The organism is Cupriavidus sp. 01T418, assembly GCF_056398885.1.
This window is the reverse complement of the sequence record NZ_JBFTQG010000014.1, coordinates 39,655-63,710: the sequence shown is the minus strand read 5'-3', so window position 1 is coordinate 63,710 and position 24,056 is coordinate 39,655. Positions and strand designations below refer to the sequence as shown.

Here is a 24,056-nt window from a genome sequence, read left to right as displayed (position 1 = left end):
GTGGATTTTGTCTCGCTGGGCGGCTTAGCGGTGGCGGCTCGCGACCTGCAGGCGGGCGGCGCGGGCGGCGTATTCATCGGTGTCGCGTTGCTCGCGACGCGTGCTGGCTAGCTGTTCGCGCGTCTCGGCGCGGGTGATCAGGGTGTCGAAGGAGTTCTGGCGGCGCTTTTGCTGCTGCCAGTTGGCGCGGCCGGCCAGCAACTGCGCCTCGGCCCGGGCCAGCGATTCGGTCTGCTGGCGGATGGCGGTATCGAGCGAGGCCAGGAACTGCGCGAAGTCCTGCCAGCGCGTGGAGGTCATGCCGTCCTGCGCGATGGCCTGCATGCGCTCGCGGTACTCCTGCCGGTACTGGGTGAGCGCTGCCAGTTGCTGCTCCGCCTGGTTGCGCAGGCCCTGCAGCCGGCCCAGCTCGCGCGCGGCGGCATCCGCATCGTTCTGGGCCAGGTCGGCCAAGGTATTTAACGCAGATGGCTTAGCCATGTTCACTCCGTTGGAAGAGACTATGCAACTGGCTGATCGAGGCGTCGTAGCCGGCGCGCTCGTGGATATCCTGCTGCAGGAAAGCTTCCATCTGCGGATGCAGGTGGATGGCAAGATCCAGTTCCGGATCGTTGCCCGGCACATAGGCGCCCACGCTGATCAGGTCGCGGTTGCGCTGGTAACGCGACATCAACTGCTTGAAGCGCCGCACCGAGGCAAACTGCGGCGGCTCGATCAGCGCCGTCATGGCCCGGCTGATCGAGGCTTCCACATCGATGGCAGGGTAGTGGCCGGACTCCGCCAGGCTGCGCGACAGCACGATGTGGCCGTCGAGAATGGCGCGCGCGGAATCCGCGATCGGGTCCTGCTGGTCGTCGCCTTCGGTCAGCACCGTGTAGAAAGCGGTGATCGAGCCGCCGCCTTCGGCGCCGTTGCCGGTGCGTTCCACCAGCGTGGGCAGCTTGGCGAACACCGAGGGCGGATAGCCCTTGGTGGCGGGCGGCTCACCGATGGCCAGCGCGATCTCGCGCTGGGCCATGGCATAGCGCGTGAGCGAGTCCATGATCAGCAGCACATGGCGGCCCTGGTCGCGGAAGTACTCGGCCAGGCGCGTGGCATAAGACGCGCCCTGCATGCGCAGCAGCGGCGAGGTGTCGGCCGGCGCGGCCACCACCACCGAGCGCGCGCGCCCTTCCGGCCCGAGGATATTCTCGATGAAGTCCTTGACTTCGCGGCCGCGCTCACCGATCAGGCCGACCACGATCACTTCGGCGCTGGTGTAGCGCGCCATCATGCCCAGCAACACGCTCTTGCCCACGCCGGAGCCGGCGAACAGGCCCATGCGCTGGCCGCGCCCGACCGTGAGCATGCCGTTGATGGCACGCACGCCCACGTCGAGCACGGTCTCGATCGGCGCGCGCGACAGCGGGTTGATCTGCGTGCCGCCCAGCGTGACCTCGGCGGCGGCGGTGATGGGGCCAAGGCCATCCAGCGGCCGTCCGGCGGCATCGAGCACGCGCCCGAGCAGGCCTTCGCCCACGGGCAGGCGTTTCGAGCCGGGCTCGCGCGGGGTGTTGTCGCCGCTGGGCCGTGGCGTGGGTTCGAGCGGATAGACGCGCGCGCCGGGCACCAGGCCAACCACGTCGGATTGCGGCATCAGATAGAGCCGGTCGGCGCCGAAGCCAACCACTTCCGCCTCGGCCAGGCGCGGGCCGGAGGTCTTGCCGTGCGACTGGCCGCCGGGCAGCTCGATCAGGCAATCGCTGCCCACCGGCAGGCGCAGGCCCACGGCTTCGAGCACCAGGCCGGCGGCGCGGGTGAGGCGGCCGCAGCTGCGCTTGCTGTCGATCTCGGCAATGCCGGCCGAGGCCGCGGCCAGCGCGTCGCGCCAGTGCTGGCCATGCAGGCCAGGCGCGCCGGCAGCGCTGAAATCCGTATTTGCCGCGCTATCAGGCATGGGGCGGCTCCCACGGGTCGTCGCGCCCAAGCGCCTTGACCACGCGACTCCAGCGTGTGGACAGCGTGGCATCGAGCTCGCCGCTGGCGGCACTCGCCACGCAGCCGCCGCGCGCCACGGCGGGGTCGGCGCGCACGCTCCAGCCGGCGGCCTGCAACTCGCCGGCCAGGTGGGTTTCCACCAGCGCGACGTCGTCCGGGTTGAGCAGCAGGCAGGGCGAGCCCGACAGCGCCGGCTCGGCCGCGAGCAGCTCGCGTACCGCGGGCAACAGGATGGCGGGGTCGGCCAGCACGGCCTGCTGCACGAGCTGGCGTGCCACATCGAGCGCCAGTGCGATCAGGGTCTGGCCCACTTCCTCGTCGACGCGTCCAAGCGCGTGGCTGAAGGTGGCGGCGAGTTGTTGCAGATGGGCGGCTTCGGTGCGGGCGCCTTCCAGGCCACGCGCATAACCCTCGCGGTGGCCGTCGCCGTAGCCCTGGGTCTGGCCCTGGGTATAGCCCTGGGCGTAGCCTTCCTTGCGCGCCCCTTCGCGCATGGCGTCGAGCGCGGCAAAGTCGATCGGCGGCGGGGCGGGCTCGAAGGGCAGGAACTCGGCCGGGTCGGGTTCGGCCTTGCGCGGATCCAGCGACACCATCTGCCAGCGCTGCCAGCCGTTCTTTGGCGCGCTGCGGTCCGCCGGCGCAGCAAAGCTCTCGAAGCCGGTCTCCCGCGGCGTGGCGCGGGTGCCCGCGCCGCGGAGGGCGCCGGCACCGCCGCGCGATTCGGCAAGGTTGCTGTCCGCGGCAAGGTCGCGGAACTGGCGCAGGGCACGTTCAGACGTAGGCATCTTCGCCACCACCGATGACAACTTCGCCGGCTTCGGCCAGGCGTCTTACCACCTGGAGGATGTTCTTCTGCTCGGCCTCGACCTGCGAGACCCGTACCGGGCCCAGCGCTTCGAGGTCTTCGCGCAGCATTTCGCCGGCGCGGGTCGACATATTGCGGATGAACTTGTCGCGCAGCTCAGCCGGCGCGCCCTTGAGCGCAACGATGAGCGACTCGGTGGCCACTTCCTTGAGCACCCGCTGGATGCCGCGGTCGTCCACTTCGAGCAGGTTCTCGAACAGGAACATCTCGTCGATGATCTTCTGCGCGAGGTCGCCGTCGTGCAGGCGCACGCCTTCGATCACCGCCTCTTCGTGGGCCGTGCTCATCATGTTGATGATCTCGGCCGCCGTGCGGATGCCGCCCATGCGGCTGCGCTTGAGGCTCTGGCCCGCCAGCAGCTTGGTCAGCACGTCGGTCAGTTCCTGCAGGGCGCCAGGCTGCACGCCGCCGAAGGTGGCGATCCGCAGGATCACGTCGTTGCGCAGGCGGTCGGTGAACATGGCGAGAACCTCGGAGGACTTCTGCCGGTCCAGGTGGATCAGGATGGTGGCGATGATCTGCGGGTGTTCGTCGCGGATCAGCTCGGCCACCGAGGTGGAATCCATCCAGTTCAGTGAATCGATGCCGGCGCCCGGGTCGCGCGATTCGAGGATGTCCTCGATCACCGACAGCGCGCGCTCCTCGCCCAGCGCCTTGTTCAGCACGCTGCGGATGAAGGCGCTCGAATCGACGTTGAGCGCGAGGTACTGCTCGGTCTCCGCGCGGAATTCGGCCAGTACCTCGGACATCTGCTCGCGCGTCACCGAGTTGAGCGTGGCCATGGCCGTACCCAGGCTCTGCACTTCGCGGGGCGCAAGGTGCTTGAATACTTCGGCTGCGGCATCTTCACCGAGCGACATCATCAGGATGGCGCTCTTCAGCAATCCTTCATCGTTCATCGCTTGATATCCAGTTCTTGATCACACTGGCAACCAGGCGCGGGTCGCGTTGCGCGGCGTCACGCACCAGGGCGAGATCGCTTTCATATTTGGCGGCGAGCCGCTGGACTTCCGGATTGGCCTGCTCTTCAGTCGGCAGCAATATGGCTTCGTTGCTGTCCGATTTATCCGCAGGCGGCGGCAGTACCGGCGCGGTGTACTTGCGCAGCACCGGGCGCGCCACCTTGAACCACACGAACAGCGCCAGCAGGGCCAGCAGCAGGTACTCCGCGGCGGTCTTGGCCAGCGCGATCATCTCGGGCTGCTGCCACAGCGGCAGTTCCGGCTTGGCTTCCTCGGCGGTGAACGGGCTGTTGACCACGTTGAGCGAGTCGCCCCGGTCGGCCGAGAAGCCCATCGCTTCCTTGGTCAGGCTCTCGATCTGGGCAAGTTGCGCGGCGGGCAGGGCCTCGGACACCATCTTGCCGTTGGCGCCGGCCTTCTGGCGGTAGTTCACCACCACGGCCACCGACAGGCGCTTCACGCCGCCAGGCGCTTGCTGCACATGGCGCACGGTGCGGTCGAGTTCGTAGTTGGTGGTGGCGTCGTGGCGGCTGCTGCTCGGGCCGGTCTGGGCCGTGGCGGTGGCGCCGGACGGGGCCTGTCCGGGCTGGTTCGGCTGTCCCGGCCGCGGTGGCTGGGCCGTGGTGATCGGTGCCGTGGGCGGCGGGGGCGGCTGGTTCGACAACGCGCCCGGTACGCCGCCGACCGGCGCCGCGCCTTGCTGGCTCGATTCGCTGGACTGCTGGCTGCGAATGGCGGCGCGGGTGGGGTCCTGGTTAGGCTTGAAGGACTCGTCGGTGTGCTCGACGATGGCGAAATCCACATCGGCGGTGACTTGCGCCTTCACATTGTCCTGGCCGACGATCGGCGCCAGGATGGCCTCCACGCGCTGGGTGTAGTTGCGCTCCAGCGCCTGCACGTACTTGAGCTGGCCGGCATCGAGCATGCGCTCGTTGGCGCCGCTGCCCGACAGCAGGTTGCCGTGCTGGTCGACGATGGAGATCGACTTGGGCGTGAGTTCCGGCACGCTGGACGAGACCAGGTAGCCGATCGCGGCCACCTGGCCGTCGTCGATGGCGCGGCCCGGATAGAGCTGCAGCACCACCGAAGCGGTCGGCTTCTGGCGTTCGCGCACGAACAGCGTGGGCTTGGGAATGGCCAGGTGCACGCGTGCCGACTGCACTGCGCCGATCGATTCGATCGAGCGGGCCAGCTCGCCTTCCAGGCCGCGCTGGTAGTTGACCTGTTCGGCAAACTGGCTGATGCCGAACTTCTGCGTATCCATCAGCTCCATGCCGGTGGTGCCGCTCTTGGGCAGGCCCTGCGAAGCCAGGCGCAGCCGGGTCTCGTGGACTTTCTCGGCGGGCACCATCACCGCACCGCCGCCTTCGGCGAACGTGTACGGCACGTTCATTTGCTGCAGGGAGGCGATGACGGCGCCGCCGTCCCGCTCGGACAGGTTGCTGTAGAGCACCTTGTAGTCCGGCGCACGCGACCACAGCACCCCCACCACGATGGCCGCGGCAAGGGCTGCGCCGCCCAGCATCAGGGGCAGGCGCGGATTGGTCTTCAGGCGCGCGAACAACTCGGATTTGTTCGACAGGGCTGCCACGGCGTTCATGCGCGCGCCCCCGTCATGGCCGGTCCGGCATGGGCCAGGATCGGCTGGGCTGTATGGCGGGCGCCGTTCTGGCTGCCCTGTCCACCCCGGCTGGCCTGGCTAACCCTGGCTTCGGCATGGCTAAGATCACGCTGCTGACAAAACACGCGTACTCCCCGCGAGAGTTGATGGGATTCGGGTCCCGGACCGGGGCGCGCAAAGGCAGCGGCATCCCAGATTCGGCACGGTATCGATGATCTTCCAAGGTGGCTGCGGACAATCCGGTGAATAAGCCTCGTTTTCCACCCGAATTCCCGCAATGACCCGGCCGGCGCCGCGGGTACGCTTCGGGGGCTGGCACAGGCGGCACGCGCGGATGCGGTATTTGCGGCATGCGCGGCGCATTGCGGCAGGTTGGCCGGCAGCGGCCCGGGCGGGTGCCCGGCGCAACCCTCTAAATGTCTTTTTCTCGAACCGGTCTCCCCCCGGGCAGCCAAGGCTGGCCTTGGGGCGGGGCGGGTTCCAAGCGGATCGCCATGACTATCATCTCTTCCATCGACGGCATGTTGCAGCAACTGCGCGGACTGGCGCAGAGCGCTACCGGGCAGGAAAGCCAGGCTACGTCCGCTGCTGCGCCGGGCGGCTTTGCCGGTGAACTACAGCGTTCGCTGGCGCGGGTCAGCAGTGTGCAGGAGAAAGCCTCCGCGCAGGCTGATGCGTTTGAATTGGGCAAGCCGGGAGTTTCGCTCAATAATGTGATGATCGATATGCAGAAGGCCAATGTCTCGTTCCAGACCGCGGTGCAGGTGCGGAACCGATTGACGTCGGCCTATCAGGAAATGATGAGCATGACGATCTAAGCGGCCGCGGCTGCGGGCGGTTGGATGGCCTGCGGGAGAGAACAAGCCCCCTGTGTCCGCCAGCGCGGGCAGGGGGCTTGTTTTTTTGCCGGGCAGCAAAGGGCTGAGGCGGCCTGCCGCTATCAGATGCGGAAATACTCCTGCGCTGCAGGCTCCCGCGCCGGCTTGCACACCAGATCGCCGGCGTTGCCGGCGTAGACCAGGCAGTTCCCTGGCGTGTCGCGGTTGATCACGCTCACGCCCTGGGCAATGACCGACCCACTCCCCACGTGGCTGCGCCCGATGATGGCCGTATTGGGGTACATCACCACGCCATCGCCGATCACCGGCGCCGCGCCGTGGTTCTTGCCGACCGTGGAGTTCTGGTACAGGACCAGGTAATTGCCGTAGGTGGCTTTTGCCAGCACGATGCCGACGGAGTGCCCGATGAAAAAGACTTCCGGCAGCTCGATCTCATAGAACATGTCGATGCCGTTGAGCGCCTTGTTCAGCAGGAACAGCCGCGTGCAGGCCTTTGCGTCGCCCTCGTTGCGCCAGATCGTGTTGGCGAGGTAGTAGAGATACTGGCAGTACTGGCTGGAGTGCAGATAGTTGAAGCGGCCTGGCTGCCACATGCGCACCGCGCCGATGCAGCGCTCCACCCTGGCCAGCGCTTCCGCCTGGTGGCGCTTTATCAACGGCAGCAGGGTGTCCGCCTTGCCGTCCGGTACCAGCGCCGCGACCTGGGCGCAGGTGTAGACGGCGAGGCTCTCCGGGGTCTGGTCGATCAGTTCCACGTTCGTATTCCTTCCAGGTAAGCGTCCAGTACCTCGCGTACGTCGCGCGGCGCCACGCCAAGGGCGCGCAGGCGCGCCACGCTGCAGACCGCGGCCGGCTGCGCACGGGTGGACCTGGCCAGTCTCACGTCCCAGCCAGCGCGGTTGAACGCGTCGGCCAATTCGCCATTGGAGACGTTGGCCCCGCTGGCCACATTGAAGATGCCTTGCGCACCCTGTGCCGACATGGCCGCCAGTGCCTGCACCACGTCGTCGAGATGGATATAGTCGCGCACGAAGGCCGCGTCGCTGTCGAGCAGGAACTCCCGTTCAGCCGACGCGCGCTGCAGCCATTCGGACAGGAAGCCTGGCGAGCCAGCCGACCAGTCGAAGACGCAGGACAGCCGCGCCACGGCCGTACGCTCGGGAGCCAGCGTCAGGCACAGGTTCTCGCCCAGCGCCTTGGATAGATCGTACAGGTGCCGCGGATTGGCCGGCTGCAGCGTCAGCGCACCGGCTTCGTCGCCCACCGGCAGCGCGGCGCTGTCGTACACGCGGGTCGACGAGAGATAGACCAGGTGATCCCAGCGGCCCGCTTGCAGCAGCCGGGCCAGCAGGCCGACATGGGCCTCGACCGTATCGAAGGGGCGTGCGGCGAAGTCGGCGGTCAGGCCGGCGCAATAGAACACGCGGCCGAGCTCGCGCGTCAGCAGGCCGGGGTCGTCGCGGCCGGGCACATGGACTTCATGCCCGGCCTGGCGCAGCGCCTGGACCAGGCGCTGGCCGACAAAGCCGGCGCCACCGATCACGGTACAAGGCATGGAGCCAGGGATCGAGCGGCTCACGACAGCGGGTGATGCAGGGCCGGGTCGCGGTGCCACAACAGCTTGGGGCTCACGCCATGGCAGACGGAGAAGTCCGCGCCCTGCAGCAGGGCCGGATCCTTGACCGCCACCATGTTGAAGCCGTGTGCCGGGCCTTCCAGGTAGACCTCGTCGACCGGGATCAGCTCGATCGGGCGGCCGGCCATGTCCACGTTGGAGTTGAAGTCGCGCACGGCGAACACGGTGTAGCCAAAGCCCCGCAGCGACTGGATGATCTCGGCGTTCTCCAGGCCCTTGCTCCAGTCCACATAGTGGCGGTGCACCTCGAACACGATGTTGGGCGCGTCGGGCGCCGGGCGCGACAACTGCGCGCGCGCGCCCTTGAACACGTCCAGCTCGGCGCCTTCGATGTCCAGCATGATCAGGCTGAGTTTGTCCAGCTTCTGCTGCGCGCAGTAGTCGTCGATGGTGATGGTGGCGAAGGTGTCGTCGCCGGCGGCGACATCGGCGCGCTCGGCGTGGGCGAAGGAGTCGTTGCCGACCAGGCGCAACTGGGTGCTGCTGTCGGACCACAGGCCCAGGCGCCAGCTATGGATGTTCTCCACGTTGTTGAGCCGGGCGTTGTTGCGCAGCATGCCGAGCTGGTCGGCATTGGGCTCGAAGGCGTGGCAGGCACCGCCGGCGGCGGCCAGCTGTTTTGCCATCAGGATCACCTGGTCGCCAAAGTAAGCGCCCCCGATCACCGCGTTGCCGCCTTGCCGGCACAGCTTGACCAGCAGCTTGGTGGTCTGCGGCTCCCACACGTGGTCCGGCTGCGCCGGCGTGCTCATCAGGAAATCGCGCGCGATCTTGGTGCGGTAGAGGAATTCGAACACCGTGCCGTCGGCCAGCGTCTTGCGCAGGCGGGACTCGTCGTTGTACATGGCATCGACGATGGGGCCGGTGATGTCATCGCGCACGCTGCCTTCGTAGGCGGAAAGATCCTGCTCGATGCTCTTGCACAGCGCGACCAGCCGGTCGCGCGCGGCCGCGCTGGTGCCAACTTCGCGCAGGGCTTTGGACAGTTTCTGCAATTGATCGGTACTCATTGTATGGCTCCGAAGTTTGGCTGGTTGGTCGGTGACCGGTTGATGTTGATGCTGATGCTGATGCTGATGCTGATGATTCGACGATTCGATTCGCTTCGATTCGATTCGATTCGATTCGACGAGTCGGAATTCAGGAAGAGCCGAGTGCCGCGAAKGATGGCAGCGCCAGGTCCCTGGCTGAGATCAGACGTGTATCGCAAGGAGGCCAGGCGATGCCGATCTCGGGGTCGTCCCAGCGCACGCCGCCGCTATGGGCGGGCGCGAAGGGCACGGTCATCTGGTAGAAGACCTCCGACAGCTCGGTCTGCGTCTGGAAGCCATGCGCGACACCTCTGGGGATATAGAGCGAGCGCTGGTTTTGCGCCGACAGCTCCACCGAGTACCATTGCCGGTAGCTCGGCGAGTACGGGCGCAGGTCCAGGATGGCATCGAAGATGGCGCCGGTGGTAACGCGCACGAGCTTGTCCTCGCCGGCCGGCTCGTACTGGATATGCATGCCGCGCAGGATGCCGGCGCGCGTATTGCGCGACACGCTTTGCTGCACGAAGCGGCCGTTGAGCCCGCGTTCGGCAAACGCGTCCACGCACACCGTGCGCGCAAAGAAGCCGCGCTCGTCCGCCAGCGGCTCCGGGTCCACCAGCCATGCGCCCTCGATGGGGGTCGGTGTAAATATCATGGCAACACCGCGGTTTCCGGAATGGCAACCACGAAGCGGCCGCCCCATTCGCGGATGCCGGCCATCTGCGCCATGACTTCGTCCTTGATGTTCCAGGGCAGGATCAACAGGTAGTCGGGCCGGTCGCTGAAGACCTGCTCCGGCGCCACCACGGGAATGCGCGTGCCGGGCAGCAGGCGGCCCTGCTTGGTGGGGTTGCGGTCCACCACGTAGTCGATGAAATCGGTGCCGGCGCCACAGTAGTTGAGCAAGGTATTGCCCTTGGCGGCCGCGCCATACGCCGCGATGCGCTTGCCGGCGTTGCGCGCCTCGATCAGGAACGCGAGCAGGTCTCGCTTGGCCTTGCGCACGCGTTCGGCGAAACCCGCATAGAGCGAGGCCGAGACAAGGCCGGCGGCGAGTTCTTCTTCCAGCGCCGCGGCAACAGCGGGGCGGGTGGCATGGTTGGCGACCACATGGCAGGCGAACACGCGCAGGCTGCCGCCATGGGTAGGCAGGTGCTCGACATCGAACACACGCAGGCCAGCCCTGGCAAAGATCGGTTGCAGCGCCGACAGGGACAGGTAGGAGTAGTGCTCGTGATAAAGCGTGTCGAACTGGTTCTGCTCGATCAGGCGCAGCAGGTGCGGAAACTCCAGCGTGATCACGCCTTGCGGCTTGAGCACGCTGGGCATGCCGCCGACAAAGTCGTTGATGTCCGGCACATGCGCCAGCACGTTGTTGCCGAGCAGCAGGTCCACCTCCCAGCCTTGCTGGCGCAGGTCGCGCGCGGTGTCGCGGCCGAAGAACAACTCACGGCTATCCACGCCCCTGGCGCGCGCGGCGGCGGCGGTATTCGCCGTGGGTTCCACGCCCAGGCACGGAATGCCGGCCTGGACGAAGTACTGCAGCAGGTAACCGTCGTTGCTGGCCAGTTCCATTACGCGGCTGTCTGCGCCAAGGCCGAAGCGGTCCGTCATGGCGCGCACGTAGCGCTGGGCGTGCTCGAGCCACGAAGACGAGTACGATGAAAAATAGACGTAGTCGTCGTGGAAATGCGTTTCCGCAGGCGTGGCGTCGCGCAACTGGACCAGCCAGCAGTGCTGGCACACCATCGCGTGCAGCGGGTAGTAAGTCTCCGCCAGGGCTGTGTCACCGGCCTTGATGAAAGCGTTGGAGACCGGCGACAAGCCGAGGTCGACCACGGTTTGCGCGAGCGACGAGCCGCAAGCGCGGCAAGCCGGTTCGGCGGCAGCATGGCTGGAGTGAGTGGTGCGGGCGGCGTCTGTCATGCGCAGAATTGCTCGATTTGTCGTTCGGTGACGGATCGCGCGTGGGCCGGGGCCTCGTGCACGGCGCGATACCAGTGGGCGGTTGCCGCAAGCGCCTGGTCGAGCGACCAGCGCGGCTGCCAGCCGAGCAGTCCCCTTGCCAGGGCGGAGTCCAGGTGAAGATTGCGGGCTTCGTGCGGGGCGGTGCCGGTGGGGTCGGGGCGATGCTCCCACTGCAGTTCGGGCCAGTGTCGCTGCAGGCCTGCCAGCACGGCGCCCACGGGCAGGTTGTCGGCAGCCTGCGGCCCGAAATTGAAGGCCCGGGCAAGATCCTGCTCGCCGGCCATCAGGCGTGCGCCAAGCAGCAGGTAGCCGTGCAGGGCTTCCAGCACATGCTGCCAGGGCCGCGTGGCATGCGGATTGCGGATCGCGAGGACGCCACCCGCAGCGGCGGCGCGTGCGGCATCCGGAACAAGGCGATTGTCGGACCAGTCGCCGCCGCCGATCACGTTGCCGGCACGCGCGGTGGCGACCAGCACGCCGCGTTCGGCCAGAAAGGCATTGCGATAGCTCGCTGTCACCAGTTCAGCGGCGGCCTTGCTGGCGCTGTAGGGGTCATGGCCGCCGAGGGCATCGGTCTCGCGGTAGCCCCAGAGCCATTCCTTGTTGTCGTAGCACTTGTCGGTGGTGACCACGACGACAGTGCGTACCGACGGGCAATGGCGAACCGCCTCCAGCAGATTGACCGTGCCCATGACATTGGTGGCCCAGTTCGTGACCGGATCGCGATAGCCCGCACCCACCAGCGGCTGTGCCGCGAGATGGAAGACGACCTCCGGCTGCGCTGCCTGCAACGCGCCAGCCAGTGCGCCTGCGTCGCGGATGTCGGCCAGATGGTGGGCGTGCAAGGTGCCCTGGACGCCGGCGGCGGTGAACAGGCCCGCCTGCGAATCGGGGGGCAGTGCATAGCCTGTCACCCGCACGCCCAGGCGTGCCAGCCACAGTGCCAGCCAAGCGCCCTTGAAGCCGGTGTGGCCGGTCAGGAAGACCGAACGGCCGGTATAGCGATCAAGCATGCGTGTCACCATGTCTTCCAGGGTGCCGCGCCGGACTGCCACAACTGCTCCAGCATGTTCTTTTCGCGCAGCGTATCCATCGGCTGCCAGAAGCCCCGGTGCTCGAAAGCCAGCAGGTGCCCACGCGTCGCAAGCTCCTCCATGGGCGCCTGTTCCCAACTGGTCTTGTCGTCGCCGATCAGGTCGATCACCTCGGGCTGCAGCACGAAAAAGCCGCCATTGATCCAGGCGCCATCGCCGCGCGGTTTCTCCGCGAAGCCGGCCACCATGCCTTCGCTGGTGCGCTCAAGGGCGCCGTAGCGGCCCGGCGGCTGCACCGCCGCAACCGTGGCCCAGCGGCCGTGGTTGCGGTGGAAGGCGATCTCGGCGGTGAGATCGATGTCGGACACGCCGTCGCCATAGGTAAAGCAGAACGGCTCGCCCGGCGTCAGGTACTCGCGCACGCGGCGCAGGCGTCCGCCGGTCTGCGAATCCTCACCCGTATCCACCAGCGTGACGCGCCACGGCTCGGCCTTGCGGAAGTGCACGTCCATGCGGTTTTCCGACATGTCGAAAGTCACGTCCGACATATGCAGGAAGTAGTTGGCGAAGTACTCCTTGATGACGTAGCCCTTGTAGCCCAGGCAGATGACGAAGTCATTGATGCCATGTGCGGCGTACATCTTCATGATGTGCCACAGGATTGGCTTGCCCCCGACCTCGATCATGGGCTTGGGGCGCAGGTGCGATTCTTCGGATATGCGGGTACCCAGCCCGCCCGCCAGGATGACGGCTTTCATGCAGCTTCCTCCAGCACCTGGATGCTCAGGATTTCGTTGGTTGAGGGTTTGCCCTGGCGATCGATCAGGGCAAGGTCGAGGCCGAACTGCTGCTGCAGGATATCGGCCACGGGACTCGTGTCATGACCGCCTTCGCGCATCCGCTCGCTGAGCAGGCGGTAGAGCGGCAGGTGGTATGGACGCAGGTTGATGGCTTCCATCAGCAGTTCGAGCGCGCGGTCGTAGCGGCCCTCGCGCTGCGCCATTTCTCCCAGTGCGAAGGCGATCAGCCAGTGCTTGCTCCACTTGGCCGACATGTTCTCAAGCAGGCTGTTCAGCTCGATATGGCGTCCTTCCTGCAGCAGCAGACCGATTGTCAGCACGAGTTCTTCCATCGGATGCCAGGCGCCATTGCAGAACACGCCGTCCTGCGTACGCGGCTTGAGGTGGCTCACATCCCGGTGCTGGCTGACCAGTTGCGTCGCCTGGTCTTCGAACCAGCGGGTAAAGCCGGCCACGTCGGCGATGGCGCTCTTCTCGAAGCGATGCCGCAGGGAGAGCCGCAACGCGTTGAGCTGCTCCACGTCCGCGGCAAGCTGCGTAGCCATCGCGACGTAGGCCTCCTCGGTTTCGCAGACCAGGCCTCCCAGCCCCACGGCGTGCAGGAAGGGGGCCGATACGCGGGTGTGGAATGCCGGGCCGGCCAGCGAGACCACGGGCACTCCCATCCAGAGCGTGTCGCAGGTCGTGGTGCCGCCCGTGACCGGCGAGGTATCCAGTGCGACATCGATATCGTGGTAGGTCAGATACTGGTTCTTGCCTTCCCGGGGGATGCAGGTGACGCGTTGCGTGTCGATGCCGGCTTGCTCCATGCGCGCCAGCAGCGGCACCTTCACTTCGTCCGCATCGATCCCCGACGCCTCGACCAGCAGCCGGCTGCCGGGGCAGCGCGCCAGTACGGCGCTCCACATCCGCAGGGTCCGGTCGGTAAGCTTGCCGATGTTATTGCAGGAGCCGAAGGTAATGAAGCCATTGCGCAGCGCCGGCGTTTCCCGGACCTGGTACTCGGTCTGATAGACCGTCAGCGGATTGCCAACCAGCGGGTGGTAGACGGCGAAAGGGCCCGGCGCGCGCAGCAGGTTTTCGGTGTAGTTCGGCTCGGCCCCGGCCGGATCGCCAATCCAGTCGGTAATGCGATGCTGGATTGCCGGCATGCCGGTACTGCCGGGATAGCCAAGCCAGGTGAGTTGCACAGGAGCCAGGCCGTGGGCCATGTAGTGCAGCGGAGAGATGCCCGTATATCCCCCGAGGTCAATCAGCACATCGACGTTTTCTTCCCGGACCATCCTGACGATCTCGCTGTCCGGCTTATTGGCCAGGTTGACAAAGCGGTCGCAGTAGATGGATATCTTGTGCGTGACGTTGTCGTGGTAGGCGTGCAGGCCAAGCGCCACTACCTCGAATCTGGCCCGATCGAGGTTGGCGATCAGCGGGATCAGGAAATAGGCGCAAGCATGCCTGTACAAGTCGTTCGACAGGATCCCGATGCGAACCCTGTCCGATCGAGGGCGGGGCTCCACGGGCAATTTCGGCAGCCGCTCGCGCGCCAGCATTTGCGCATACGCGGAGGCTTCGGCCAGCAGGTCCTGCGCGGCCGTTTTCTCGCCGAACAGGAGCATGAACAACAGGTTCGAGCGGATGTTCTTGTTGGTCGGCGCGATTGCCGCGGCGCGCTGCAACACCCGGATCGCATCCTCGGCAAAGCCGGTGTTTTTCAGGTCGTTGGCATAGTTGGCCAGGATCGCCGGATGATCCGGGGCGATCTCGATGGCCCTGAGCGATGCTTGCTTGGCCTCGGCATGCATGCCGAGATTGTTCAGCACGATGGCGTAGTTCGCCCAGCCCTCGAGGCACTTCGGGTGGGATGCCACGCAGTCGCGCAACATGTTCCTGCCGTCCTCCAGCCTGCCCATCGCCACGAGGATGCGGCCGCACATGGACATGATGTCCGGCTGGCCGGGAAGCGCGGCCAATCCCTCCTGTGCGAACCGGTATGCATCGTCGAGACGATGCAGTTGCAGCGAGGAAAACGCACCCCAGTAGTATGGTTTGAACAGATGCGGGGCGAGCTTCCCGGCCTTCTCCGCATGGGCGATGGATTCCTCGAAGCGGCCGGCGAAATGACTGGTCTTGGCCTGCTTGATATACCGGTCCGCTTTGGCGTTGGATGCGACGTTCTTCATAGGGGAAGGATGGATTGATCAGCCCGGCAGGCGATTGCCGCGCAGAATGCTGCCGCAACGGCGCCAGGCGGATGAACCAGGGGGCGTGCTCCACCCTGGACAAGCGGTAGCTCATGCATGTGCCGGCTCGGCTTGCACTGGCTGCCTGACTTCGACGCCGAGGACTTCCAGCACCGTCGGTGCACCCTGCTGCTCGACGAGTGCCAACGGCACCCCGAGTTGTTGCAGCATGAATTCACCAAGCATGGTCTTGTCGTACTGGTACTCGTCGAGCCGCGCGCTAAGCAGGCGGTATAGCGGCAGGTGATAGGCCCGCAGGCCGATGCTTTCCATCAGGTATTCGACCGCGGTCTCGTGCTGCCCGTTACGATGCTCGATCTCGGCGAGCGCGTAGGGAACGATCCAGTGCCTGGTCCACTTCGCGGAGAAGTTCTCGAGCAGGGCCCGCAGTTCCACGTGACGTCCGGTCTCCAGCAATCCCGCGACGGCAATCACGATTTCCGCCATGGTGTGCCAGTTGCCGGAGAAGTACACGCCGTCGTGCGAGCCAGGCGTGCTGTCGACCGGGCGGTGAGCCTTGACCGCTTCGGTGAGCTGGTCTTCGAGCCAGCGCGCGAAGGCGGCGCCGTCGCCCAGGGGGCCTTGCTCGAAGCGCTGCCGCAGCGACAGGCGCAAGGCGTTGAGCTGGCCGATGTCCGCAGCCAGTTGCACGGCCACATCGGCATATTCCTCTTCATTGCGGCAGATCAGGCCGTCCAGGCCGAGCGCATGCAGGAAACTGGCGGACATCCGCGAGTGGAAGGCCGAGCCTGCCAGCGTGACCACCGGTACGCCCATCCACAAGGCGTCGCACGTGGTGGTGCCGCCGGTCAGGGGCACGGTGTCCAGCACGATGTCGATGTCGTGATAGGTCAGGTATTGGTTCGCTGCCTGCCTGGGGACGCAGACCACGCGGGCCGGGTCGATGCCGGCCTGGGCCAGGCGCGCCAGCAGGGGGGCACGCACAGCCTCGCTGTCGATGTCGCGTGCCTCGATCAGCAACCGGCTGTCCGGGCAACGGGCCAGCACCGTGTGCCACAGCGCCACGGTCTGGTCGGTGACCTTGCCCAGGTTGTTGCAGGAGCCGAAGGTAACCGTGCCGGTGCGCAGCGCGGGCGTTTCCTGGACCCTGTACGTGGGGCCGTAGACCTTGAGCGGGCTGTGTATCAACGGGGCGTACGTGCAAAAAACGCCGGGCGCCCTCAGCAAGGTTTCCGCATAGTGCGGCTCGAATCCTTCCGGATCGCAGGTCCAGTCGCTGATGCGGTAGTGGATGGATTTCAATCCGGTGCTGCCGGGATAGCCAAGCCATGTCATCTGCACCGGCGCCAGTCCGTGCACCATATAGGGCAGCGGTGAAGTCCCGGTATGCCCGCCGAGGTCGATCAGCACATCGAGCTGCTCGTTGCGGACGGTCTCGACAATCTCGGCAGTCGATTTCCCGGCCACTTCGATGAACTGGTTGGCATGTAGGCGGAATTTCTCCGTCACATGGTCGCTCAGCGGGTGAAGCGAGAACGCCACCACCTCCACCCGCGCGCGATCCAGGTTCGCGATCAGAGGCAGGACGAAGTAGGAGCAGGCGTGCCGCATCAGGTCGTTCGAGATCAGCCCCAGCCGTATCGGCCCGCTGGTGCGCTTTGGCGCGCTGTCGTTGTGTGGGAAACGGGGGCCTGCCAGCAGTAGCGCTTCATAGGCCTTGGCCTCGCGTAGCAGGTCGAGCGCCGTGGTCTCCTGGGCGAACAGCATGGCGAACAGCAGATTGGCGCGGATGGCGAGATTGCGCGGGGCCAGCTTCACGGCCTTCCTGAGTGGGGCCATGACTTCGCCCATTTCGCCGGTTTCCTTCAGGGCGATGGCGTAGTTGCACGCCGCGGTGGCCTCATCCGGATTGATGGCCAGCGCCTTGAGCGCCGCCTCTTTTGCCGCGGCGGGCTCACGCAGTTCCAGCAGCAGGGCGGTATAGTGCACCCACGCGCTGAGCGAGCCGGGCTCGGTGCTGACGCAGTGCTGCAGCAGTTGCCTGGCTTGCTCATGCTCGCCGTTGCGCAGCAGCACGAAGCCGCCGAGGGACATCAGTTCGATGTCGTCAGGAAAATGCTGCAGCCCATCGCGCAGGATCTCGCGGGCCGACTTTGTATCCTCTAGCGCCAGATGGGCCGCCATCTGCCAGTAGCAGGCATCGGCCCGCTTGCCAAGGATCTGCTCTGCCTTTTTGGCTTCCCTGAGCGCCGCGCGATACTGGCCAGCCTGATAAAGCGTGCGAGCCTTGTCGATCTGGCGGGGCGACTTCGGGGCAATCTGGATAGGTTTCATCGGTTGGGCCCGTCTTGGCGGGCTGGTACAGACAATGCGCTCAATGGCGATGCCGCTGCATACCGGGGAAGCCGGTTTTGCTGCGGTGATTGCCAGGCTGTTCCGGCCCCTAAAACTTATCAGGACGACAGGCGCGGGGAGGCCGGAATACAAGCCAAAAAAGAGGCCAATTCCAGAGGTGGGGCAGCGGTGAGGCGAATGCTGCGCTTTCGCGCGGGAGACCGATAGCTGCCGGGGAACTCAGCGAGGAGCGCTGCGCGTATCCGGCGCCGGCGCGGAACCGGCTTCGGCCTGGCCCTTTTCCAGCTGGTAGAGCCAGGCCAGCAGTTCGGCCACGGCCACGTACAACTGTTCCGGGATGCGCGAGTCCAGGTCAACCTGCAGGAGCAGGGTTACCAGCGCGGGGGAATTGTGGACATAGACGCCGCTCGCGTGGGCGCGGGCGATGATGGCGTCGGCTACCTCGCCATAGCCCTTGGCTACCACGCGGGGGCTTTGGTCGCGCGTTTCGTCGTAGCGCAGCGCGACCGCGGTGCCGCGCTCGCTATCGTCGGGATGTTTCACCGCCTGGTGCTCCCGGCCGGTGGAAAGATCCCGTCCACGGCCAGTGCGGTGAGATCGAGGCCGGTCGCGGCGAGGCGATCCTGGAGTTGTGCGCGCGCCGACGCCAGGAGGTTGACGGAGGCGGGCGCGGCAAGGCGGGCTTCGATGCCGTTGCCGCTCAGCCTGAGGCGGGCTTCGACGGTGCCAAGGTTGGGGAATTCCAGGACCAGCCGGGTCGTCCATACGCCGCCGGCAGTGGCATCCGGCTCGCCCTCCCCACGCCCGGGGGTGTCGTCCTGCTCGCGCGTGATCTGCCATTGCATCGGCGTACCCGGCCACGCTTCGCCCATCCAGCGGAATTGCTGGGTTGCCAGGGTGTCGAGCTGCTGGCGCACCAGCGTGGTGGCATCAGGGTGCACGGCAGGGCCGGCGGCGCTGGCGGGCTGCAACGGGTCGTTGCCCGGCGCGCGTCCGCTGGCGACGCTGTCCGTCGTGGGATGCGGCATACGCGGCACTGGCGTGGCGGACGCCGCCTGGTAGGCCTGGGTTGCCTGCTGGGCCAGATGCGCGGAAGGTGTGGGCGGATTCGCGGCGGCGCTGGGAGCGGGCGCTGGATAGGTGCCGGCAGGCTTCTGCGCTGGTGCCGGCGTGTCGGCGTCAGCGCTTTCCGCGGGAACGGGGAGGCTGCCCGAATCCGCCGCCACGGCGATAGCTGCCTTGGCGGCGCTGGCGGCCGCCTGGGCGGCGGCTTGTGCCGAGGCTGGCTCCGCCGCGCCCGCAGCCGGCTGATACGTCAACTGCAAGACCGGTTGCGTGGCATCCGTATTGGCCGGCGCAGCGGGCGGGCGTCCCAGCATGGCCTGGGGCTCGCGCATCAGGGTGTCGAGCGGGCGCTTGCCGTTCAGCCATTGGCCGAGATGCGACTCATAGAACAGGCCGCTTTGCCCAACCTGGCGGGCCAGCGCGCCAGCCAGTGAGCCGGCCTGGCCGCTGAGCGGCGGCGTGGCCACGACAGGCACTGCGCTGCGCAGCGGCGCGGCGTCGGTGCTGTCCAGGATATCCAGGATGATGCGCGCGGCCGTGCTGAGCGACTCGCGCGCCGAAGCCGTTGCCGCGCCGTCGGGGGCGGGCGGCATGCCGGTACCGACCGATCCGGCCCTGCCTTGCTGCACGGTGTTGCCGCCCGCGGCAGGCCCCACGGTGTCGGTGACGGTGCCAACAGGCTGCAGGGCGGCCAGCTTGGCTACGGTAAGGGCGGATTTGAGCGCCTGCGGGTCTGCGCGCAGGGCAAGGGCTGCATCTGCCGGAAGGATGATGCCGACCATTCGCCGTATCAGGCCGGTGAGCCGTAGGTGTGATGCAGTTCCTGGCGGCGGCGCGAGTTATTCAGCAGGTAACCCAGTTTCTCCATCCTGGGCGTGACCAGGTTGCGGATGGCGGCATCCTGCGACAGGATGGTTTCCAGCATCCGGTAGCGGTAGCGCCGCTCTTCGGCCGTCAGCGACGCCACGTCGTCGATGCTCTTCAGCGTGTTTACCTGGGCGACGTATCCGGTCTGCAGCGTGCCCAGCGTATCCCACTGGCCCGCGCGCGCGGCCTCGCACATCAGGCCGGACAGGCGCAGCAGTTCTTCATAGCAGGCGATGATCTGTTTCTTTTGGGGCAGCATGTCAGGCACCTATGGAGACGGTTTCCGTCTGCCTGAACGCCTGAGGCGCAGGCTCCGTCCCGGCCGCGGGATCGACCTGGCTCCAGGCCGAGGCGATGTCGGCCAGCAGCTTGTCCACCTCGTTCAGGCGGGCCTCGTCGTTATGCAGGTTGGCCAGCATCAGCTGCCGGGTCATATAGTCGTACAGCGCATCGAGATTGCCGGCCAGCTCCGCGCTGGCCCCATGATCGAGCGAGGCGCGCAGCCCGCTTTCGACGATGCTGATGGCGTGGGAGACGGCCTTGCCCTTGCCGGCAATATTGCCTGCTTCCATATGGAACCTGGCTCGGGCAATCGCCGCCCGCGCACCGTCGAACAACATGACGATGAGGCGATGGGGAGAGGCGCTCATGGCCCCGGTCTCGTTGCCGACATTGGAATAAGCATTGGCGGCGGTGCGTGCGTACATAGCGGCGATCCCTGAGTTTGATATGACGAGTGTGCCAGTCCGGCTGCGATCAGCCCTTGGAGCTGGACGAGCTGAACTGTTGCGTCAGGTAATTCTTGGTCGAGTTCATCTGCGCCATTATCGTGTCCAGGTTCTGGAACTCGGTCTTGTATTGCGCAATGGCGGCGGTGATCTGGTCCTGTGTGTTGGTGTACTCGGTTGCCAGCGACTTGAGTGTTGCGGTGACGCCGTTGGTGGCGGAGGTCAGGGCACCCGTGGTGCTGACAAAGCCGGCCGCTGCGGCCGAGAGCTGGTTGCCGTAGCCCGATTTGCCGTCGGTACCGCTCAACAGCTGGGCCACGCCCGTGCGGTTGCTGGCGAGGGCGGCGTTCAGCTTGCTCGAATCCAGTGCCATGCTGCCGTCGGCGTTGAAGCTGATGCCAATCTGCGTCAGGTTGGTCAGCCCACCGGTGCCTGCGGGCGTCTGCGGCGTATTGATCACGTTGCGCAGCTGGTTCTCGACCACGCGCAGGGTCGAGTCGCCCAGCAGTACGCCGGCGGATTTGCTGGCCGCGTCGTAGGAGGAGAGCTGCGCCGCCGTGGACTGCAGGGTGTTATACGCGGTGACAAAGCTCTGCACGGCGGTGGCCATCGCGCCGGTGTTGATGGCGACGCTGACGTTGCTGGTGCCGGTGGCGGCCAGGTTGAGGGTAACGCCCTGTGCCGCGCCCTGCACCGTGTTGGAGGCGCTGGTGACCGCCAGGCCGTTGATGGTAAGTTTGGCGTTCTGTGCCGCGATGTTCTGCGTCATTGCGGTGGTGCCGCCCGGGTTATACGTCAGCAGGTTGCTGATGGTGGTGGGGTCGCCACTGCCGTTGCTGCTGACTGAAATGCTCATGCTGGAAGCCGCACCGGTGGTATTCGAGGTCACCACCAGGTGATAGGGCGTGCCGCTGCCGTCATTGACGATGCTGGCGGTAACGCCGGCGTTGGCGGCATTGATGGCGTCGCGGATCCCGCTGAGCGTGTCGTTGGTGCCGTTGATATTGATTGACGCTGCCGGGGTGCTGCCGGGTGTAAAGGTGGTGGTGCCGCCGCTGGTGGCGGTGGTGCCGAACTGGATCTGGATGGTGGCGCTGCCCAGCTGCAGGCCGGTGCTGTCGACGACGCCGTTCGAGACCAGCGTTTGCGCCTGGGCCAACTGCGAGACGCTGACCGCGTAGCTGCCCGCCACCGCGGTGCTGTCCGCCGTGGTGGTGAGCACGCTGGTGTTGCTGGACGAGGTGGTGGTGCTGTTGTACAGGCTGGCCGTGCCCAGCGCGGCGGAAATCGTCTGGAACGACGCCAGCGCGCCCTGCAGCACGCCATAGGCCGACAGCTTGGTATTGGCAGCGGTCTGCTGGTTGGTGATGGGGGTGAGTTTGCCTTGCTCCGCCGTCTGCAGATTGCTCAGCAGGGTGCTCAGGTCCAGCCCGGAGCCAACGCCAAGCGACGAAATCGGTGAGCTGGTTGAACTCGATACACTCGTTGAACTCATGTTTGGACCTGTGGTTGGTTTCTACGGGGGAAGATCGCCCGTTCAGGCGGTTTGATGAATCAGCAAGCCCTGCAGTTTATCGATGGCGCGGATGATGCGCAGGACTTCTTTTGAGGGGAACTGGCGGATGGTCTCGCCGTTGGTCTTGTCCACGACGCTCGTCACCAGACGGTGCGTGGTTCTGTCCATGCTGACGCGTACCTCGAGCGGGGTGGCCTGCAGCGCATCGTTGATGCTTTTGAGCGCGCTGTCCAGCTCGCCGCTGGCGGGCGCATGGGAGCCGTTCGCCGGCTTTGGCCCTGCCGCATGCGCACCCGCCCCCGCGGCGGCTGCCGCTGCTCCAGCCGCATTCACGGACGATAATGGGCTGACGGACTGGGTCGCCGTCATTGGCAGTAGCGGTTCGGTCGAGCTGATCATGATCTGTCTTCGCAACGGTTGGGCCGGTGCACGAAAGGCTCCGGTGGAAACGCTTTCAGAGCGGAGACCGCTCTGGAAGCATTCCCGGCAGGACGGGCCCGGGTAGGGCCCGTCCTGCCAGGAGACTGCCGTCTGTTGCTACGATTAACGCAGCAGCGACAGCACGCCCTGGTTCGACTGGTTGGCCTGGGCCAGCACAGAGGTACCAGCTTGTTGCAGGATCTGGGCGCGCGACATGTTCGACACTTCGGTCGCATAGTCAGCGTCCTGGATCCGCGAGCGCGAAGCCGACAGGTTGGTCACAGCCGAGCCCAGGTTCGAGATGGCCGAGTTGAAGCGGTTTTGCACTGCGCCAAGCGAGCTGCGCAGCTTGTCGACCGTGGCCAGCGCCTTGTCGATCAGGGCCAGCGGGTTGGTGCTGCCCGAACCGGTGAACTGGGTGCTGGCGGTGGCGCTGCCGGCGGTGCTCAGCTGGATGGCGGTTCCGTCGGTGACGGCCGTGGTCGTCGAGCCGCCGTTGGCCTGGGCGCCGGCTTGCGTACCCGCCGACAGCGCGTAGTTGTTGCCGCCCTGGGTGACGTAGGCGACAGCAGCGCCGCTGGTGTCAGCGCCGACCTTGACCAACTGGCCAGTGACGGTGTTGCCGGAGTTGCCGTTGGCGGTATCGCCGACCGTCAGGTTGACCTTGTTCAGGGTGACGTTGCCGGTGGCGGTGTCGACCGAGGCAGCGTAGTTGTCGTTGCCGTACTTGACCACGTAGTTGCTGGTGGCGTTGCCGGCGGTATTCAGCACGTTGTTCAGCGTCAGGGAGCTGGCGTTGACGGTCGAGCCGACGAGGGCGGACAGCGCGTTGGCAGCCGAGGTCAGGTTGACGGAAACCGGTGCGGAGCCCGTGCCAGCGGCAACCGTGGTGATGGCTGCGCTGGTGCTCAACGAGTTCTTGGCCACCGTGAAACCGGTCATGCCCAGGGTCTTCGAGCTGATTTCTTGCAGGCCGATCGAGATGGTCTGGCCGTCTTGCGCGCCAACTTGCACGCTCAGGGGCGCAGCGGTGGACGACAGGACCTTCACGCCGTTGAAGTCGGTTTGTTGCGAAGTGCGGTCGATTTCAGCCAGACGCTGGGTGATTTCGTCCTGGATCGATTGCAGGTCGCTTGAGGAGTTGCTGCCCGTTGCGGCTTGGACGGACAGGGTACGGATCGCTTGCAGGTTGTTGTTGACTTCGTTCAGCGCGCCTTCCGTGGTTTGCGCCAACGAGATGCCGTCGTTGGAGTTGCGCTGGGCTTGGGTCAGGCCGTTGATGTTGGAGGAGAAGCGGTTGGCAATCGCCTGGCCGGCGGCGTCGTCCTTGGCGCTGTTGATACGCAGACCCGACGACAGGCGCTGGATCGCGGTGTTCAGCGATGCCTGCGACGAGTTCAGGTTGTTCTGCGTCATCAGAGACAACGTGTTGGTATTGATGGTCATCGACATGGTACAACTCCTATTTTTTTGACAGTAGGTAGTGCAATCCGGCTATCGCCGCAACGCTGGCTGCCTAGCAAAGCAGGGCGAGAAGTGCCACCGTTGTTTGGGTTATCGGTTGGCGCCGGAAAAGATTTAGAGTGATCTTTGAACTTTGCGATGGATTGAAACCGGGGTGCGGATCGGGGGTGCGCATGCGAGCCCGGACGGGCTGGCCCGGCGCCCCCGGCGGCGCCTAGCGGCGCTTGCGGGTGCGCGGCGTATACAAACTGACAAAGTCCTGCGAGGTTTCCGCCGCAGGCACGCCGGCCGTGGCCTCGGGCGCATTGGCGGGCGTGATCACTGCAATGGAGTGCTTGTAGAGGATCTGCGGCTGCGGGTCATGCGGCGTTTCGGCCAGCAACACCATATAGTTGTCCGCGGCCAGGATCACGCCGTGCAGGCGGATTCCGTTGAACAGGTGCACGACGACAGGATGGCGACTTGCGCTGTGGGTGGAGAGTTGCAGATGCTGCAGTTTCCGGCTCGGCCGATTGATCCTGGTTTCCTTCTTGTTCACAACTTCTCCGGAAGAGCCCGCGCGGGTTCTGGCGGTTGGCAACGGTCCAATAACCGGGCCTGGGCATGGGGGCGCCTCATATAGAGATTTTCCTCTAATGCAACGATTGCAGCACAAGGCTCGCATGTGGACCGATGCTTGCTTGTGTTGCGAATCCCAACGCCACCAG

At 66.0% G+C, this 24,056-nt stretch carries 23 protein-coding genes; 1 reads left to right on the top strand and 22 read right to left on the bottom strand.

Annotated features, from left to right (window positions below):
- Positions 1–24: 24 nt before the first annotated feature.
- From fliJ to fliF, 5 genes are read right to left on the bottom strand one after another with little or no spacing between them, the layout of a single operon-like run.
- Entirely contained in the window at positions 25–480 is a 456-nt protein-coding gene (fliJ, locus tag AC1DQ3_RS16475) for a flagellar export protein FliJ (RefSeq protein WP_477121234.1), read from the bottom strand.
- Positions 473–1,936, bottom strand: coding sequence for a flagellar protein export ATPase FliI (gene fliI / locus AC1DQ3_RS16470; protein WP_477121233.1), 1,464 nt, complete (start codon positions 1,934–1,936; stop codon positions 473–475). The genes fliJ and fliI overlap by 8 nt, the downstream gene beginning before the upstream one ends.
- Positions 1,929–2,762 (bottom strand): flagellar assembly protein FliH, encoded by an 834-nt coding sequence (gene fliH, locus AC1DQ3_RS16465; RefSeq protein WP_477121232.1) that lies wholly within the window; start codon positions 2,760–2,762, stop codon positions 1,929–1,931. The genes fliI and fliH overlap by 8 nt, the downstream gene beginning before the upstream one ends.
- On the bottom strand, positions 2,749–3,741 hold the full coding sequence (gene fliG, locus AC1DQ3_RS16460) for a flagellar motor switch protein FliG (protein ID WP_477121231.1): 993 nt from the start codon (positions 3,739–3,741) through the stop codon (positions 2,749–2,751). The genes fliH and fliG overlap by 14 nt, the downstream gene beginning before the upstream one ends.
- Positions 3,731–5,404 (bottom strand): flagellar basal-body MS-ring/collar protein FliF, encoded by a 1,674-nt coding sequence (gene fliF, locus AC1DQ3_RS16455; RefSeq protein WP_477121230.1) that lies wholly within the window; start codon positions 5,402–5,404, stop codon positions 3,731–3,733. The genes fliG and fliF overlap by 11 nt, the downstream gene beginning before the upstream one ends.
- A gap of 515 nt (positions 5,405–5,919) precedes the next feature.
- On the opposite strand from fliF, the gene fliE reads away from it, so the two are divergent.
- Positions 5,920–6,243 carry a flagellar hook-basal body complex protein FliE gene (fliE, locus tag AC1DQ3_RS16450; RefSeq protein ID WP_477121229.1) on the top strand — a complete coding sequence of 108 codons (324 nt, stop codon included), beginning with the start codon at positions 5,920–5,922 and terminating at the stop codon, positions 6,241–6,243.
- A gap of 122 nt (positions 6,244–6,365) precedes the next feature.
- Here the strand turns inward: fliE and AC1DQ3_RS16445 are convergent, their stop codons facing one another.
- From AC1DQ3_RS16445 to AC1DQ3_RS16365, 17 genes are all read right to left on the bottom strand, one after another.
- Positions 6,366–7,019, bottom strand: coding sequence for an LbetaH domain-containing protein (locus AC1DQ3_RS16445; protein ID WP_477121228.1), 654 nt, complete (start codon positions 7,017–7,019; stop codon positions 6,366–6,368).
- Complete coding sequence (locus AC1DQ3_RS16440; protein WP_477121227.1) at positions 7,010–7,819, bottom strand: NAD-dependent epimerase/dehydratase family protein; 810 nt, start codon at positions 7,817–7,819, stop codon at positions 7,010–7,012. Before AC1DQ3_RS16440 ends, AC1DQ3_RS16445 begins: the two co-directional genes overlap by 10 nt.
- Positions 7,820–7,839: 20 nt before the next feature.
- Positions 7,840–8,910, bottom strand: a complete 1,071-nt coding sequence (locus tag AC1DQ3_RS16435; RefSeq protein WP_477121226.1) for an FkbM family methyltransferase — start codon at positions 8,908–8,910, stop codon at positions 7,840–7,842.
- Positions 8,911–9,040: 130 nt separating this feature from the next.
- A complete protein-coding gene (gene rfbC, locus AC1DQ3_RS16430) occupies positions 9,041–9,586 on the bottom strand; it encodes a dTDP-4-dehydrorhamnose 3,5-epimerase (protein WP_477121225.1) in 546 nt (181 codons plus the stop codon).
- Positions 9,583–10,857 (bottom strand): methyltransferase domain-containing protein, encoded by a 1,275-nt coding sequence (locus tag AC1DQ3_RS16425; RefSeq protein WP_477121224.1) that lies wholly within the window; start codon positions 10,855–10,857, stop codon positions 9,583–9,585. Before AC1DQ3_RS16425 ends, rfbC begins: the two co-directional genes overlap by 4 nt.
- Positions 10,854–11,912 (bottom strand): CDP-glucose 4,6-dehydratase, encoded by a 1,059-nt coding sequence (rfbG, locus tag AC1DQ3_RS16420; RefSeq protein WP_477121223.1) that lies wholly within the window; start codon positions 11,910–11,912, stop codon positions 10,854–10,856. The genes AC1DQ3_RS16425 and rfbG overlap by 4 nt, the downstream gene beginning before the upstream one ends.
- Positions 11,913–11,917: 5 nt before the next feature.
- The gene (rfbF, locus tag AC1DQ3_RS16415) at positions 11,918–12,691 is read right to left on the bottom strand and encodes a glucose-1-phosphate cytidylyltransferase (RefSeq protein WP_477121222.1); all 774 of its coding nucleotides are present in this window, start codon (positions 12,689–12,691) and stop codon (positions 11,918–11,920) included.
- Entirely contained in the window at positions 12,688–14,913 is a 2,226-nt protein-coding gene (locus AC1DQ3_RS16410; protein WP_477121221.1) for an O-linked N-acetylglucosamine transferase family protein, read from the bottom strand. Before AC1DQ3_RS16410 ends, rfbF begins: the two co-directional genes overlap by 4 nt.
- Positions 14,914–15,024: 111 nt before the next feature.
- A complete protein-coding gene (locus AC1DQ3_RS16405) occupies positions 15,025–17,268 on the bottom strand; it encodes an O-linked N-acetylglucosamine transferase, SPINDLY family protein (RefSeq protein ID WP_477121220.1) in 2,244 nt (747 codons plus the stop codon).
- A gap of 240 nt (positions 17,269–17,508) precedes the next feature.
- Entirely contained in the window at positions 17,509–17,832 is a 324-nt protein-coding gene (locus tag AC1DQ3_RS16400; RefSeq protein WP_477121219.1) for an EscU/YscU/HrcU family type III secretion system export apparatus switch protein, read from the bottom strand.
- Positions 17,829–19,136 (bottom strand): flagellar hook-length control protein FliK, encoded by a 1,308-nt coding sequence (gene fliK / locus AC1DQ3_RS16395; protein WP_477121218.1) that lies wholly within the window; start codon positions 19,134–19,136, stop codon positions 17,829–17,831. The genes AC1DQ3_RS16400 and fliK overlap by 4 nt, the downstream gene beginning before the upstream one ends.
- An 8-nt stretch (positions 19,137–19,144) precedes the next feature.
- Entirely contained in the window at positions 19,145–19,480 is a 336-nt protein-coding gene (locus AC1DQ3_RS16390; protein ID WP_477121217.1) for a flagellar protein FliT, read from the bottom strand.
- Position 19,481: 1 nt separating this feature from the next.
- Complete coding sequence (fliS, locus tag AC1DQ3_RS16385) at positions 19,482–19,928, bottom strand: flagellar export chaperone FliS (RefSeq protein WP_477121216.1); 447 nt, start codon at positions 19,926–19,928, stop codon at positions 19,482–19,484.
- Between the two features lie 49 nt (positions 19,929–19,977).
- Positions 19,978–21,444, bottom strand: a complete 1,467-nt coding sequence (fliD, locus tag AC1DQ3_RS16380; protein ID WP_477121215.1) for a flagellar filament capping protein FliD — start codon at positions 21,442–21,444, stop codon at positions 19,978–19,980.
- A 42-nt stretch (positions 21,445–21,486) separates the two neighbouring features.
- A complete protein-coding gene (locus AC1DQ3_RS16375; RefSeq protein ID WP_477121214.1) occupies positions 21,487–21,864 on the bottom strand; it encodes a flagellar protein FlaG in 378 nt (125 codons plus the stop codon).
- Positions 21,865–22,008: 144 nt separating this feature from the next.
- Positions 22,009–23,337, bottom strand: a complete 1,329-nt coding sequence (locus AC1DQ3_RS16370; protein WP_477121213.1) for a FliC/FljB family flagellin — start codon at positions 23,335–23,337, stop codon at positions 22,009–22,011.
- A 226-nt stretch (positions 23,338–23,563) separates the two neighbouring features.
- On the bottom strand, positions 23,564–23,887 hold the full coding sequence (locus AC1DQ3_RS16365) for an RNA chaperone Hfq (protein ID WP_477121212.1): 324 nt from the start codon (positions 23,885–23,887) through the stop codon (positions 23,564–23,566).
- Positions 23,888–24,056: the final 169 nt, after the last annotated feature.

What these genes read in the sequence shown, in the direction of transcription:
- fliK (WP_477121218.1), bottom strand. Translation starts at nt 19,136, where the DNA reads ATGGTCGGCATCATCCTTCCGGCAGATGCAGCCCTTGCCCTGCGCGCA.
- fliD (WP_477121215.1), bottom strand. Translation starts at nt 21,444, where the DNA reads ATGAGTTCAACGAGTGTATCGAGTTCAACCAGCTCACCGATTTCGTCG.
- fliJ (WP_477121234.1), bottom strand. Translation starts at nt 480, where the DNA reads ATGGCTAAGCCATCTGCGTTAAATACCTTGGCCGACCTGGCCCAGAAC.
- fliH (WP_477121232.1), bottom strand. Translation starts at nt 2,762, where the DNA reads ATGCCTACGTCTGAACGTGCCCTGCGCCAGTTCCGCGACCTTGCCGCG.
- fliS (WP_477121216.1), bottom strand. Translation starts at nt 19,928, where the DNA reads ATGTACGCACGCACCGCCGCCAATGCTTATTCCAATGTCGGCAACGAG.
- rfbF (WP_477121222.1), bottom strand. Translation starts at nt 12,691, where the DNA reads ATGAAAGCCGTCATCCTGGCGGGCGGGCTGGGTACCCGCATATCCGAA.
- fliI (WP_477121233.1), bottom strand. Translation starts at nt 1,936, where the DNA reads ATGCCTGATAGCGCGGCAAATACGGATTTCAGCGCTGCCGGCGCGCCT.
- fliE (WP_477121229.1), top strand. Translation starts at nt 5,920, where the DNA reads ATGACTATCATCTCTTCCATCGACGGCATGTTGCAGCAACTGCGCGGA.
- fliG (WP_477121231.1), bottom strand. Translation starts at nt 3,741, where the DNA reads ATGAACGATGAAGGATTGCTGAAGAGCGCCATCCTGATGATGTCGCTC.
- AC1DQ3_RS16410 (WP_477121221.1), bottom strand. Translation starts at nt 14,913, where the DNA reads ATGAAGAACGTCGCATCCAACGCCAAAGCGGACCGGTATATCAAGCAG.
- AC1DQ3_RS16405 (WP_477121220.1), bottom strand. Translation starts at nt 17,268, where the DNA reads ATGAAACCTATCCAGATTGCCCCGAAGTCGCCCCGCCAGATCGACAAG.
- AC1DQ3_RS16390 (WP_477121217.1), bottom strand. Translation starts at nt 19,480, where the DNA reads ATGCTGCCCCAAAAGAAACAGATCATCGCCTGCTATGAAGAACTGCTG.
- AC1DQ3_RS16425 (WP_477121224.1), bottom strand. Translation starts at nt 10,857, where the DNA reads ATGACAGACGCCGCCCGCACCACTCACTCCAGCCATGCTGCCGCCGAA.
- AC1DQ3_RS16440 (WP_477121227.1), bottom strand. Translation starts at nt 7,819, where the DNA reads ATGCCTTGTACCGTGATCGGTGGCGCCGGCTTTGTCGGCCAGCGCCTG.
- AC1DQ3_RS16435 (WP_477121226.1), bottom strand. Translation starts at nt 8,910, where the DNA reads ATGAGTACCGATCAATTGCAGAAACTGTCCAAAGCCCTGCGCGAAGTT.
- rfbG (WP_477121223.1), bottom strand. Translation starts at nt 11,912, where the DNA reads ATGCTTGATCGCTATACCGGCCGTTCGGTCTTCCTGACCGGCCACACC.
- AC1DQ3_RS16370 (WP_477121213.1), bottom strand. Translation starts at nt 23,337, where the DNA reads ATGTCGATGACCATCAATACCAACACGTTGTCTCTGATGACGCAGAAC.
- AC1DQ3_RS16375 (WP_477121214.1), bottom strand. Translation starts at nt 21,864, where the DNA reads ATGATCAGCTCGACCGAACCGCTACTGCCAATGACGGCGACCCAGTCC.
- fliF (WP_477121230.1), bottom strand. Translation starts at nt 5,404, where the DNA reads ATGAACGCCGTGGCAGCCCTGTCGAACAAATCCGAGTTGTTCGCGCGC.